Below are 12,535 nucleotides of genomic sequence, written 5' to 3' on the forward strand. Positions count from 1 at the left end.
GATGGGTCTTCAGCTGAAACAGACTTAGAACCAGACCACATAGTCAGGTTAGAAGGTGCTAGGTCAGCAGAACCGCCTAGGAATTCAGGTAGCATCGCACCGAATGCTTCTAGAGCGTTTTGAGACGCTTTACGTGAAGCGATGTTTGCTGGGTTAGCTTGAAGATCAGCAATGATTGCGTTTGCTTTTTCTTCCCACTCAGCTGGTAGGCCACCACTTACGCGGCGTTTGAATTCAGCTGCCAGCTCAGGGTATGCTGCTTCATAAGCTGCAAGTTTCTCGTTCCACGCTGCTTCCTTAGCTGCGCCTGCTTCTTTCGCATCCCACTCTGAGTAAACTTCCGACGGAATGTCAAAAGGACCGTGCTCCCAACCTAATTCTTTGCGTGTTGCTGCAATTTCTTCAGCGCCTAGTGGTGCACCGTGACAGTCGTGCGAACCTGATTTGTTCGGAGAACCGAAACCAATGATAGTCTTAGTACAGATTAGAGTCGGACGACCAGTTTCTGCTTTAGCCGCTTCGATAGCTGCGTTGATTGCTTCTGGATCGTGACCGTCTACTGCTGGGATTACGTGCCAGCCGTACGCTTCAAAACGTTTTGGCGTGTCGTCAGAGAACCAGCCTTCAACTTCACCATCGATAGAAATACCGTTGTCATCCCAGAAAGCAACTAGCTTACCAAGACCTAGCGTACCCGCTAGAGAACATGCTTCGTGAGAGATACCTTCCATCAGACAGCCGTCACCCATGAATGCATAAGTGAAGTGGTCAACGATGTCGTGGCCTTCTTTGTTGAATTGCGCAGCCAGAGTTTTCTCTGCCATCGCCATACCAACTGCGTTAGTGATGCCTTGGCCTAGAGGACCCGTTGTTGTTTCGATACCTGGTGCGTAGCCGTACTCAGGGTGACCTGGAGTCTTAGAGTGAAGCTGACGGAAGTTCTTAAGATCTTCAATTGACAGCTCGTAACCTGCTAGGTGAAGCAGAGAGTAAATCAACATTGAACCGTGGCCGTTAGACAGAATAAAACGGTCGCGATCTGCCCACTCTGGGTTTTGCGGGTTGTGGTTCAAATGACCACGCCAAAGAACTTCAGCGATGTCAGCCATACCCATAGGTGCGCCAGGGTGGCCTGAATTTGCTTGTTGAACGCCGTCCATGCTAAGTGCGCGGATTGCGTTGGCTAGATCTTTACGAGAAGGCATGTCTGCTCCTGAGTACATAAGCGATTTGAAAAAATAAGCTCGGTATCTATCACTGATCCGAGGTGCTGTATTCTCTCAAACGCCTATAGTGACTGCAAACGATTTACTTGATGATCTGCTCAAATATCAAACTAAAAATTGAACTATTATTGATAAGACCTGCAAATCAAAGTGATTTTGCGCAAACGATTAGTTATTAGATATCCGAAAAAAGAGCTTGTAATTCGAGCGTCGAAAACTAGAATAGACGTCTAGATGTAGAAACACCTACAAAAACACTGTATTTAACGGTGTCGATGACCTAAATTCGCCACCTTTAACACTATTTGCACCCAAACTAAAAAGTGGAGCTCTCATGGCTAAGCACCTTTTCACTTCTGAGTCTGTTTCAGAAGGCCATCCAGATAAAATTGCAGACCAAATTTCTGATGCTGTTCTTGATGCGATCTTGGAACAAGATAAAAAAGCACGTGTTGCTTGTGAAACCTACGTGAAAACGGGCATGGTCATGGTTGGCGGTGAAGTAACGACTTCAGCATGGGTTGATATCGAAGAAATCACTCGTGAAACAGTTCGTGAGATCGGCTACGTACACTCAGACATGGGCTTCGATGCTGATTCTTGTGCAGTACTAAACACCATTGGTAAACAATCTCCAGACATCAACCAAGGTGTTGATAAAGCTGATCCTAAAGAGCAAGGCGCTGGTGACCAAGGTATCATGTTTGGTTACGCGACTAACGAAACTGAAATTTTAATGCCAGCTCCTATTACTTACTCTCACCGTCTTGTTGAAAAACAAGCTGAAGTACGTAAAAGCGGTAAATTAGATTTCCTACGCCCTGACGCGAAATCACAAGTAACATTCCAATACGACCAAGGTAAGATCGTTGGTATCGATGCGGTTGTTCTTTCAACTCAGCACTGTGATTCAATCTCGACTCCAGATCTACGTGAAGCGGTAATGGAAGAAATCATCAAACCAGTACTTCCTTCTGAGTGGATCAACAAAGAAACTAACTTCTTCATCAACCCAACAGGTCGTTTCGTAATCGGTGGCCCAATGGGTGACTGTGGCCTAACTGGTCGTAAGATCATCGTTGATACCTACGGCGGCGCAGCTCGTCACGGTGGTGGTGCATTCTCTGGTAAAGATCCATCAAAAGTAGACCGTTCTGCAGCTTACGCAGCTCGTTATGTTGCGAAAAACATCGTTGCTGCTGGCATGGCAGACCGTTGTGAAATCCAACTGTCTTACGCTATCGGTGTTGCTGATCCAACGTCTATCATGGTTGAAACGTTCGGTACTGAAAAAGTATCTCACGACATCATCATTGAAGCGGTTCGTCAAAACTTCGACCTACGCCCATACGGCCTACAAGAAATGCTGAACCTTCTTCAACCTATCTACAAGAAGACAGCGGCATACGGCCACTTCGGTCGTGAAGAATTCCCATGGGAAGCGACAGACAAAGCTGACATCCTTGCAGGATTCGCTGGCCTAAAATAATTTAGCATCAAAAAATTATTTTATTAAAGCCCTTACTTTTTAGTAAGGGCTTTATTTTTATGAGCTTTTTAGCTTTCCCCACTTTAACTCTCCCTATCTTCCCTTATGCAACTGTGACTAATTTCATTCGGATAATTTGTATTTTCCACTTCTACTGACAATAGTTAATAGAGTTCCTAGGAAAAGAAGTTCCTAGTTCGTGGAAGATTCCTCTCTTCTAAGGACTGGCCCCTAGGGACTAGGGATTTTCACCTAGGAACTTTTCAATTAGGGGGAGGGAACCATGCCTCGTACTGCTCAGCACACAGATTTTTCCGATAAAAAACATAAGGTCAGTGATAGTGAATACGCACGTACCATTCCTTGCAATCAGGTAAGTGTCTCTGCTCCTTTCCATTGGCTATCACTTGCGCTACACGATTTTATCCGCATGCCACTTATCAGTGCCTTTTATGGCTTCTGCTTTATGGCCGCGGCCGTCGCCATCGTTCAACTTGTTCAATGGCAAGGCACTCACTTAGTGGTGATGCCAAGTCTTATTGTTTACATGCTAATTGGTCCATTTCTCGCTCTCGGGTTGTATGACGCAAGTTGGGAAAGGGAAAAAGGTCACAACCCTAGCCTATTCCATTCAATGAAAGCCATCACTCGTAACTCGACCTCACAATGGGCATTTGCCGTTGTACTGGTTGTGGCGATGATTTTCTGGATGAGAATTGCGGCCCTTATCCATGCCCTTTACCCAGCGGTACAAGGGGCCCCACTCACAGAGTTTGCTCCATTCCTAATTACAGGTTCGGTAGCTGGGTTCATTATTGCGAGCGTCATTTTTAGTATCTCCGCTTTTTCTATTCCTTTGATGATGGAAAGAAGAGTCGATGTGATGACAGCAATTTTCACTAGCTTCAATGCCGTGAAATCCAATATTCCTGCAATGATCGTTTGGGCAACCTTGATCTGTGGCGGTATTTTGGTTGGTTTTGCTTCCTATGGTTTAGGGATGATCATTACCATGCCACTACTTGGCTACGGTACTTGGCACGCTTACCACGACATCATTAAGAAAAAACATCATCCATAGGTCTCCTACCTTGCGTATCAGTGATGATAGTATTTGGCCTTAGTCTCGGACTGAGGCCTTTTTTTGGAGCCACCTTTGACGTACCAACCTATTCACCATCAAGCCAATAAAGTGCTCGCTGCTTGCATAAATGTAGCTCAACAACACTTCGAACGGTCATTTCCTCTTCCCAAGTTAACCTATAAATTAAGAGGAAAAGCAGCAGGAAAAGCGTATTTGCAAACAAATGAGATAAAACTCAATCACGTGCTGTTTGAAGAAAATCAGCAAGCCTTTCTTGACGAAGTCATCCCTCATGAAGTCGCCCATTTAATCACTCATCAAGTATTTGGTCGCGTTCGTCCTCATGGCAAAGAATGGCAATACGTGATGGAAACGGTCTTCAACGTCGCGGCAAAAACGACCCATAACTTCGAAGTAAGCTCCGTACAAGGTAAAACGTTTGAATACCAATGTGGCTGTAAGACGTACCCGCTTTCTATTCGACGTCACAATAAAGTTCTCAGACGACAAGCCACATACCGTTGCCAGCAGTGCCAACAAAGTTTGTCATTTACAGGAACTCAGCTCAGTTAACTAAACCCCGTCATATAACAAAGGCCTAGAGCAACTCTAATTGTGAGTGCTAGACTGTGATTACTAATACTTTTCTCAGTCTTTTACATGAAATCAATTTTTCTACTCATATTCGGTGTCCTGCTATCTTTATCAGTAAGCGCTGCACCACCAAGCTCATTCTCTAAAGCTAAAAAAGAAGCCGTTAAAATTTATCTCGACCACCCCACTTCATTTTATTGTGGATGCGATATTACGTGGAAGAACAATAAAAAAGGGATTCCAGATCTTGAAGGCTGCGGCTATGAAGTTCGAAAGCAACAAAAACGCGCGAGCCGAATTGAATGGGAGCACGTCGTACCCGCTTGGCAGTTTGGCCACCAGCGTCAGTGCTGGCAAGATGGCGGACGCAAGAACTGCACGCGCAATGACAAAGTATTTAAATCGATGGAAGCTGACCTGCACAACCTAACGCCAGCGATAGGTGAAGTGAACGGAGACCGCTCTAATTACAACTTCAGTCAGTGGAATGGTTTGGATGGCGTGAGCTATGGGCAATGCGAAATGCAAGTAAACTTCAAGCAACGTAAGGTCATGCCACCAGACCGTGCTAAAGGCTCAATCGCGCGTACCTACCTTTACATGAGCCAAGAGTATGGTTTTAAGCTATCTAAGCAGCAAACTAACCTCATGCTGGCGTGGAATAAGCAATTCCCCGTTGATGAGTGGGAATGTGTCCGTGATGAACGCATCTTCAATATTCAAGGCAACCACAACCCATTTGTTTATAAGAACTGCCAATAGCAAAAAAGGCTCTTTTACTAAGAGCCTTTTCATTTAATTAATCTTCTAAGTCTTCTTTATAGCGAGGGTTGTCGCTCAAGCCTGAGGCAAAACTTGATGAAAGAATTGAGCGAGGTTCGGCGTATGCTTGCGAAATTTGCTGACTCTCGCACCACCCAGAGCCCAACACCAAAGCTTCTGAAGCTGCTGGAAGTGACGTTAGCTCTGCTCGAATCGACGCTTCAGGCTTACCTAGAATCCCTTGTGCAACAAAGACAGCCCTGTCTAGTACGCCTGTCTCAGATAATCTAGAGCGTTGTCCCCATAACACTTTCCAGTCATTACAGGTATAGCTCGTCGTTTGAGGGATACTCACGAAAGCAAAGTCAGACAACGCACCGTACTTTCTATACATCATATAGGCCTCAAACAGCATAGCCACATCTTCCGCCGGACTAGAATAAGAGTAGAACGCAGCGGCACTATCAGCCTCAAACTCAGCACCAGCCAATTGACCTGTTAAATTCCTAACTCTATCTGTCATCGTTTCCCCTCTAAAAGCGATTTGAGCCGCTTCAGTAAGAAGTTCAGATGTTAGGGGATTGCTTGCTGTCAGATCTTCATTCAGTTTTACCAATGGCCAAATATAACTATTTATGGTTCCCGTATCAGGAATTTGGACAAGATCATGAGCCTGTAAGAAATCATTCGCATGCGCTAATTCGTGAGCAAGCAGCCTGAATAATCCAGGTGCAATATGCGTTGCTGCTCTCACGGAATTATAGTTTGCATCGTATGTATTCGAGTAAGTCACGTAATTATGTGTATTTTCATCCACATAACGACTCGCCTTATCAAATTGAAACTCGGTTTGGAATTCAGTTCTATAATCTTGTTGCTGGTATATCGAGTCCCACTCACTTTTCGTTCGCCATACATATTTGGGATCAATATACATAGACGCCGTCGCAGTCGTATAAAAAGAAGGACGCACATCATAGCTAATTACGATGCTATTTAATGGTTTGAATAAGTTAAGAAGATCTTGGTCCGCCATTTCTTCCAAGGCACGAATAAAGCTGTCAGCCATCCATTGGTGGGATACCACTAGCCTTTCTTTTATCTGCTCAATGGTGACATCTTGACCATCTACACCAATTGGTTGAATAACCGATAGATCACAGGAATTCTTACTAAGAAATGCGGTTGAACACGCTTCTACATTGTCAGACTGAGCCGTAGTTTTGTATGCAGAAACCGATGACAAGCTAGGAGTACCATTGATGTTAGGGGATGCGATGCTTGATGGAACATCAGATGAAGAATCAGAACCACCACAACCAGCCAGAAAGACGCTGGTTATTGCGCATGCTAAAAGAGAGCGAGTATGCATTTGAAACATTAATAAGCCTAAAATAATTATATTTATATTTATATTTATATTCAATGGGTTGAATTGTATTTATCAACTTTATAAATTACAAACTTAATCCTAAGTGAATAAGATCTCACTCCTATTTCGTTCAGCTACTTGTTTTTTCTCTCTTAAGCATCCATGTTAGGCAAAGACAAAATATCTAACTGAATGTACTAATAGGTTTGCTGACATGAGAGTCCCTCGTATTTATCACCCTGAACTCATCCACCAACTTGGTGAACTCGCACTAAGTGAAGACGCGGCTGGTCATGTTGGTCGTGTATTGCGTATGAAGGAAGGCCAAGAGGTACTGCTTTTTGATGGCAGCGGCGCTGAGTTTCCAGCAAAAATCTCACAGGTTTCCAAAAAGAACGTTAACGTTGAAATTAGTGAACGCATCGAACGTAGTAGCGAGTCACCACTTGATTTGCACTTAGGGCAAGTCATTTCACGTGGCGACAAAATGGAATTCACTATTCAAAAATCAGTAGAGCTAGGAGTGAATACGATTACTCCGTTAATCTCTGAGCGATGTGGCGTTAAATTAGATGCGAAACGCTTCGAGAAGAAACTGGCTCAATGGCAAAAGATAGCTATCGCGGCGTGTGAACAGTGCGGACGCAATACTGTCCCGGTTATTCGCCCGATCATGCAGCTTGAAGATTGGTGCAGCGAACCCAGTGATGCATTAAAGCTCAACTTACACCCTCGAGCGAAATATTCTATCAACACCTTACCTGAGCCTATAAGCAAAGTAAGACTTCTAATTGGCCCTGAAGGTGGATTGTCAGCTGAAGAAATTGGCATGACAGAACAATACAAATTTGAAGAGACACTGCTTGGTCCACGCGTATTACGCACCGAGACAGCGGCTCTAACCGCAATTACCGCCTTACAAGTTCGTTTTGGCGACCTAGGCTAGGAGAAAACAATGATCAAACTTGGCATCGTAATGGATCCGATTTCATCCATTAACATTAAGAAAGACTCTAGCTTTGCCATGATGCTTGAAGCACAACGTCGTGGATATGAAATCCACTACATGGAGATGAATGATCTACACTTAGATCAAGGTGTAGCCATCGCCGATACTAAAGTCGTCGAGCTTAAAGAAGATCCAAACGGATGGTACGAATTCAAATCTGAGCAAACCATCGCTCTATCAGATCTTGATGCGGTACTGATGCGCAAAGATCCTCCGTTCGATACTGAATACATTTACGCAACGTATATCCTAGAACGAGCTGAAGAAAACGGTGCTTTAATCGTGAATAAGCCTCAAAGCTTACGCGATTGTAACGAGAAGCTATTCACGGCGTGGTTCCCTGAACTAACACCTACCACTATCGTGACTCGTAAAGCTGAAAAAATTAAAGCTTTCAGAGAAGAACATGGCGATGTCATTTTGAAGCCGCTTGATGGCATGGGTGGCGCTTCTATTTTCCGAGTGAAGGAAGGCGATCCAAACGTATCCGTTATCATTGAAACATTAACAAACCACGGCCAGAACTACGCAATGGCACAAACATTTGTTCCTGACATCAGTAATGGTGATAAGCGTATTTTGGTTGTTGATGGCGAGCCAATGCCATACTGCCTAGCTCGTATTCCAGCAAAAGGTGAAACCCGTGGTAACTTGGCCGCTGGTGGCACAGGTGAAGCAAGACCTTTAAGTGAAACGGACCTAAAGATTGCTCAAGCCGTTGCACCGACACTAAAAGAAAAAGGGCTAATCTTTGTTGGGCTTGATGTAATTGGCGATAAGCTAACTGAAATCAACGTAACCAGCCCAACATGTATCCGTGAAATTGAAGCTGCATTTGATGTTTCAATTACCGGAAAGCTAATGGATGCGATTGAACGCCGTATCAACGCATAATCCAATTTAGGGCGATACTTTGTCGCCCAATACTCCCCCTGTGGGCAGGAGACATTATGAATTTGACCAACCATTTTCTAGTAGCAATGCCCGGTATGAAAGATCCTTACTTTCAGCACTCTGTCATCTACCTTTGTGAACACAATGATGAAGGTGCGATGGGCTTAATGATCAATGCTCCAATTGACGTCACAGTGGGAAAAATGCTCAAACAAGTCGACGTTGAGTCCACACAACCTCAGCTCAATCAATCTAGCCTAGAAAAGCCAGTATTAAATGGCGGCCCTGTAGCGGAAGACCGTGGTTTTATTCTCCACGAACCCAAAGACACCTATCAATCTAGCATTAACATGACGGATCAGATCTCGGTAACAACCTCCAAAGATATCCTCGCGGTATTGGGGACAGATGCCGAACCGGAACATTACCTGATTGCATTAGGCTACTCTGGGTGGGAGCCTGGCCAGTTAGAGACTGAGCTTGCCGAAAACTCGTGGCTCACCATTGAAGCTGACCCCAATGTGATTTTTAATACCCCTATCAGTGAACGCTGGAAAAAAGCCGTCCAAATGCTTGGCATCGACGTTGCTCAACTTTCTTCTGATATTGGTCATGCGTAACAATCGTTTGAGCACGTGGTTTAAGCCACAAGATTCATTTTAATTGAGAACATTATGTCACGAACAATCATGGCATTTGACTACGGTACTAAGAGTATCGGCAGTGCCATCGGCCAAGAAATCACGGGAACGGCCAGCCCTTTAAAAGCATTTAAAGCCAAAGATGGCATCCCTAACTGGGATGATATTGAAAAGCAGATCAAAGAATGGCAACCAGATCTTGTCGTGGTTGGCTTACCGACAGACTTACACGGTAAAGATCTTGAAACCATTACCCCTAGAGCCAAAAAGTTTGCCAATCGCCTAAAAGGCCGTTTTGGCGTTGACGTCGAGTTGCATGACGAAAGATTGTCGACCACTGAAGCGCGTGCCGATTTATTCGAAATGGGCGGCTACAAAGCTTTAAGCAAAGGTAATGTCGACAACCAATCTGCAGTCGTTATTTTAGAAAGTTGGTTTGAAGCTCAGTGGGGCTAAACCTTGGACTAATAACAAAAAAGCTTGGCCAATTCGCCAAGCTTTTTTATACGTAGGCATCGCCGCAATCAGCGATTAATCCATATCAATCTTCACATTGTCTAGTGAACCACCAGAGAATGAATCACCACGTTGCGTCTTGAGCATCAAGCGAAGATCGTTAGCAGAGTCTGCACTGTGGAATGCATCTTCCTCACTGATCTTTCCGCTAATTACCAAATCATACAAAGATTGATCGAACGTTTGCATGCCGACTTCTTTTGATTTAGCCATCGTTGCTTTCAGTTCATGAAGATCACCTCGGCGGATCAAATCAGAAATACGTGGGCTATTCAGCAAGATCTCAAAAACACCATGACGCCCTTTGCCATTTTTATCTCGGATCAACTGTTGAGCGACTACCCCTTTTAGGTTCATCGATAGATCAAATAAGAACTGCTCTTTCTGCTCTTTTGGTACAAGGTGTAAAATCCGCTCTAAAGCCTGGTTCGCATTATTAGCGTGCAGCGTTGCCATACACAGATGACCGGTTTCCGCGAACGTCATCGCGTACTCCATAGTCTCACGACTCCGTATCTCACCAATCAAAATCATATCGGGCGCTTGGCGCAATGAATTTTTCAAAGCGATTTCATAGCTTTCGGTATCAAGACCAACTTCACGCTGAGTAACGATACATTTTTGATGTTCATGCACAAATTCGATGGGATCTTCAACTGTCAGGATATGACCAGTACGATTCGAGTTTCGATACCCAGTCATAGCAGCCATAGAGGTCGATTTACCCGAACCAGTAGCCCCTACCACCAGCACTAATCCACGCTTAGCGATCGCTAAGGTTTGCAACACACCGGGCAATTTTAATTGCTCAAAGGTAGGGATGTTAGTTTCAATACGACGAATTACCGCACCTGGTAATTCCCGCTGAAAGAAAGCACTCACACGAAAGCGCCCACTATCTCGTACAATCGCAAAGTTCGACTCACGGGACTGACGGAACTCAGTGCGGCGATCTTGATCCATCATGGCATCCAGTAATTGCGCCACTTGCCCTTCCGTCAGTTTTTCTCCTTGTGGCCTTAATTCGCCATCAACTCGAAATAGCACAGGCGCATCGACAGTGATGTATAAATCCGATGCCTTCTGCGAAATCATCCCTTCAAGGATTTGGTTTAATTCCATTTTTCTTCTGCCTTAAACTAAAATCGCCTACCTAGAAAGGTGAAGATTCAACTTCGATCTTCTTTTGTACTTCTTCTGGATCGACAACGCCTTGCGCAATCAACTGTTTAGAATTTTGCTCCATCGTTTGCATCCCGTGCGCTGCACCTGTCTGAATGATCGAATACATCTGGGCAACTTTATCTTCACGGATCAAGTTACGAATTGCAGGCGTGGCCATCATGATTTCGTGACACGCAACTCGACCGCCACCAATACGCTTCAATAGTTTCTGAGCGATAACAGAACGCAGAGACTCAGACAGCATTGAACGCACCATGTCTTTATCGCTTCCTGGGAACACATCGATAATACGGTCAATCGTTTTTGCCGCTGAACTTGTATGCAGTGTACCGAACACCAAGTGACCCGTTTCAGCAGCCGTAAGTGCTAGGCTAATGGTTTCTTGATCTCGTAACTCCCCGACAAGGATGACATCTGGGTCTTCACGCAGAGCACTACGCAACGCAGCTTTAAAGCTATGAGTATCTCGGTGTACTTCACGCTGGTTCACCAAACATTTATTGTTGGTGTGTACAAATTCAATCGGATCTTCAATCGTTAAGATATGTTTATTGTGGTTACGATTTACGTAATCCACCATCGCTGCCAAAGTCGTCGACTTACCTGAGCCAGTAGGGCCAGTAACGAGTACTAAGCCTTTCTCATAGTTGGCGATTTTTTCAAAGATCTCTGGCGCTTCCAGCTGCTCAAGAGTGGGGATATCAACCGGGATAGTACGAAACACGGCCGAACAGCCACGAGCTTGGTTGAACGCGTTAACACGGAAGCGGCCAACATTAGGCAATTCAAACGAGAAGTCGACTTCTAACTTTTCCTCAAATTCGCTACGCTGGGAGTCGTTCATGATCTCAAAAACCAAACGATGAACTTCTGCATGATTAAAAGCCGGTACTCCAAGCTTCCTTACTTCACCATCTATACGTACCATTGGAGATACACCTGCAGAAAGATGTAGATCTGAAGCATTATGCTTTACACTAAAATCCAGTAACTCAGTGATATCCATTTATTTTCCTTAAGTATTGTAGCTATGAGTAGTATTCAACAAAATATTGAACAGATCACCTCACAGATTCAAAGCTCAGAACAAAAGTGTGGCCGACCTCCAGAGTCCGTGCAACTTTTGGCTGTAAGTAAAACTAAACCTGTTGAGGCCATTCTTGAAGCCGCTCAGGGCGGACAAGTCGCATTTGGTGAAAACTATGTGCAAGAAGGCATAGATAAAGTAAAGCACTTTTCAGAACAACATTCTAATTTAAACTTAGAATGGCACTTTATCGGCCCAATCCAATCGAACAAAACTCGCCCAGTTGCCGAGAGTTTTGACTGGGTTCATACGGTTGACCGAAGTAAGATCGCCCAGCGTTTAAATGATCAACGCCCAGCCGACTTACCTGCGCTACAAGTGCTGATTCAAGTAAATACCAGTGGTGAAGATTCTAAATCTGGTGCATCAGAGCAAGAAGTTTTTGAACTCGCAGAGTTGATTTCATCACTTCCAAACCTCACTTTAAGAGGGTTGATGTCGATCCCGGCAAATGTTTCTGACTATCAATCTCAGCTTAATGCATTCACTCAATTAGCCGCTCTCAAAGATAAGCTAAGCGAGCGTTATCCAAACCTCGATACCCTTTCAATGGGGATGAGTGGAGATATGGACGCTGCGATTGAAGCAGGCAGTACTATGGTTCGAATCGGTACCGCAATCTTTGGAGCCCGAGATTACAGCCAACGTGGCTAAGAGCTCTCATTCAGCTAAGTAT

Annotated in this window: 13 protein-coding genes; 9 read left to right on the plus strand and 4 right to left on the minus strand. The window is 44.5% G+C overall.

Features of this window, described 5'->3' with window-relative positions; translation table 11 throughout:
* Nucleotides 1–1,223, minus strand: a 1,223-nt coding sequence (locus ELZ11_RS23440) for a transketolase family protein (RefSeq protein ID WP_244291717.1), incomplete at its 3' end; no start/stop codon positions are given.
* Between the two features lie 337 nt (nt 1,224–1,560).
* Between ELZ11_RS23440 and metK the strand changes: the two genes are divergently transcribed.
* The 4 genes from metK (at nt 1,561) to ELZ11_RS23460 (ending at nt 5,155) form a co-directional block, all read left to right on the plus strand.
* Entirely contained in the window at nt 1,561–2,715 is a 1,155-nt protein-coding gene (metK, locus tag ELZ11_RS23445) for a methionine adenosyltransferase (protein WP_137359800.1), read from the plus strand.
* Nucleotides 2,716–2,998: 283 nt separating this feature from the next.
* Nucleotides 2,999–3,796, plus strand: a complete 798-nt coding sequence (locus ELZ11_RS23450; protein WP_137359801.1) for a DUF2189 domain-containing protein — start codon at nt 2,999–3,001, stop codon at nt 3,794–3,796.
* Between the two features lie 75 nt (nt 3,797–3,871).
* Complete coding sequence (locus ELZ11_RS23455; protein ID WP_137359802.1) at nt 3,872–4,372, plus strand: SprT family zinc-dependent metalloprotease; 501 nt, start codon at nt 3,872–3,874, stop codon at nt 4,370–4,372.
* An 87-nt stretch (nt 4,373–4,459) separates the two neighbouring features.
* Nucleotides 4,460–5,155 (plus strand): endonuclease, encoded by a 696-nt coding sequence (locus ELZ11_RS23460; RefSeq protein WP_137359803.1) that lies wholly within the window; start codon nt 4,460–4,462, stop codon nt 5,153–5,155.
* A gap of 37 nt (nt 5,156–5,192) precedes the next feature.
* Here the strand turns inward: ELZ11_RS23460 and ELZ11_RS23465 are convergent, their stop codons facing one another.
* A complete protein-coding gene (locus ELZ11_RS23465) occupies nt 5,193–6,536 on the minus strand; it encodes a hypothetical protein (RefSeq protein WP_137359804.1) in 1,344 nt (447 codons plus the stop codon).
* A 205-nt stretch (nt 6,537–6,741) separates the two neighbouring features.
* Here ELZ11_RS23465 and rsmE point away from each other — a divergent pair, with 205 nt between their 5' ends.
* From rsmE to ruvX, 4 genes are read left to right on the plus strand one after another with little or no spacing between them, the layout of a single operon-like run.
* Nucleotides 6,742–7,473 carry a 16S rRNA (uracil(1498)-N(3))-methyltransferase gene (gene rsmE / locus ELZ11_RS23470; protein ID WP_137359805.1) on the plus strand — a complete coding sequence of 244 codons (732 nt, stop codon included), beginning with the start codon at nt 6,742–6,744 and terminating at the stop codon, nt 7,471–7,473.
* A gap of 9 nt (nt 7,474–7,482) precedes the next feature.
* Nucleotides 7,483–8,430: a glutathione synthase gene (gene gshB, locus ELZ11_RS23475; protein WP_137359806.1), complete on the plus strand. Its 948-nt coding sequence runs from the start codon at nt 7,483–7,485 to the stop codon at nt 8,428–8,430.
* Nucleotides 8,431–8,486: 56 nt separating this feature from the next.
* Complete coding sequence (locus tag ELZ11_RS23480; RefSeq protein ID WP_137359807.1) at nt 8,487–9,050, plus strand: YqgE/AlgH family protein; 564 nt, start codon at nt 8,487–8,489, stop codon at nt 9,048–9,050.
* A gap of 54 nt (nt 9,051–9,104) precedes the next feature.
* Nucleotides 9,105–9,527: a Holliday junction resolvase RuvX gene (gene ruvX / locus ELZ11_RS23485; protein WP_137359808.1), complete on the plus strand. Its 423-nt coding sequence runs from the start codon at nt 9,105–9,107 to the stop codon at nt 9,525–9,527.
* 75 nt (nt 9,528–9,602) lie between these two features.
* Here ruvX and ELZ11_RS23490 read toward each other — a convergent pair whose 3' ends face one another.
* Together ELZ11_RS23490 and ELZ11_RS23495 are read right to left on the minus strand one after the other, a co-directional pair.
* Entirely contained in the window at nt 9,603–10,709 is a 1,107-nt protein-coding gene (locus tag ELZ11_RS23490) for a PilT/PilU family type 4a pilus ATPase (RefSeq protein WP_137359809.1), read from the minus strand.
* A 31-nt stretch (nt 10,710–10,740) separates the two neighbouring features.
* On the minus strand, nt 10,741–11,778 hold the full coding sequence (locus ELZ11_RS23495; RefSeq protein ID WP_137359810.1) for a type IV pilus twitching motility protein PilT: 1,038 nt from the start codon (nt 11,776–11,778) through the stop codon (nt 10,741–10,743).
* Between the two features lie 24 nt (nt 11,779–11,802).
* On the opposite strand from ELZ11_RS23495, the gene ELZ11_RS23500 reads away from it, so the two are divergent.
* A complete protein-coding gene (locus ELZ11_RS23500) occupies nt 11,803–12,513 on the plus strand; it encodes a YggS family pyridoxal phosphate-dependent enzyme (RefSeq protein ID WP_137359811.1) in 711 nt (236 codons plus the stop codon).
* Nucleotides 12,514–12,535 lie beyond the last annotated feature (22 nt).

The organism is Vibrio profundi, assembly GCF_005281835.1.
Classification (GTDB): domain Bacteria; phylum Pseudomonadota; class Gammaproteobacteria; order Enterobacterales; family Vibrionaceae; genus Vibrio; species Vibrio profundi.

Excerpts from the sequence above, each read along its gene's own strand:
- metK (WP_137359800.1), top strand. The coding sequence starts at position 1,561 with ATGGCTAAGCACCTTTTCACTTCTGAGTCTGTTTCAGAAGGCCATCCA.
- ELZ11_RS23450 (WP_137359801.1), top strand. The coding sequence starts at position 2,999 with ATGCCTCGTACTGCTCAGCACACAGATTTTTCCGATAAAAAACATAAG.
- ELZ11_RS23460 (WP_137359803.1), top strand. The coding sequence starts at position 4,460 with ATGAAATCAATTTTTCTACTCATATTCGGTGTCCTGCTATCTTTATCA.
- ELZ11_RS23465 (WP_137359804.1), bottom strand. The coding sequence starts at position 6,536 with ATGTTTCAAATGCATACTCGCTCTCTTTTAGCATGCGCAATAACCAGC.
- rsmE (WP_137359805.1), top strand. The coding sequence starts at position 6,742 with ATGAGAGTCCCTCGTATTTATCACCCTGAACTCATCCACCAACTTGGT.
- gshB (WP_137359806.1), top strand. The coding sequence starts at position 7,483 with ATGATCAAACTTGGCATCGTAATGGATCCGATTTCATCCATTAACATT.
- ELZ11_RS23480 (WP_137359807.1), top strand. The coding sequence starts at position 8,487 with ATGAATTTGACCAACCATTTTCTAGTAGCAATGCCCGGTATGAAAGAT.
- ruvX (WP_137359808.1), top strand. The coding sequence starts at position 9,105 with ATGTCACGAACAATCATGGCATTTGACTACGGTACTAAGAGTATCGGC.
- ELZ11_RS23490 (WP_137359809.1), bottom strand. The coding sequence starts at position 10,709 with ATGGAATTAAACCAAATCCTTGAAGGGATGATTTCGCAGAAGGCATCG.
- ELZ11_RS23495 (WP_137359810.1), bottom strand. The coding sequence starts at position 11,778 with ATGGATATCACTGAGTTACTGGATTTTAGTGTAAAGCATAATGCTTCA.
- ELZ11_RS23500 (WP_137359811.1), top strand. The coding sequence starts at position 11,803 with ATGAGTAGTATTCAACAAAATATTGAACAGATCACCTCACAGATTCAA.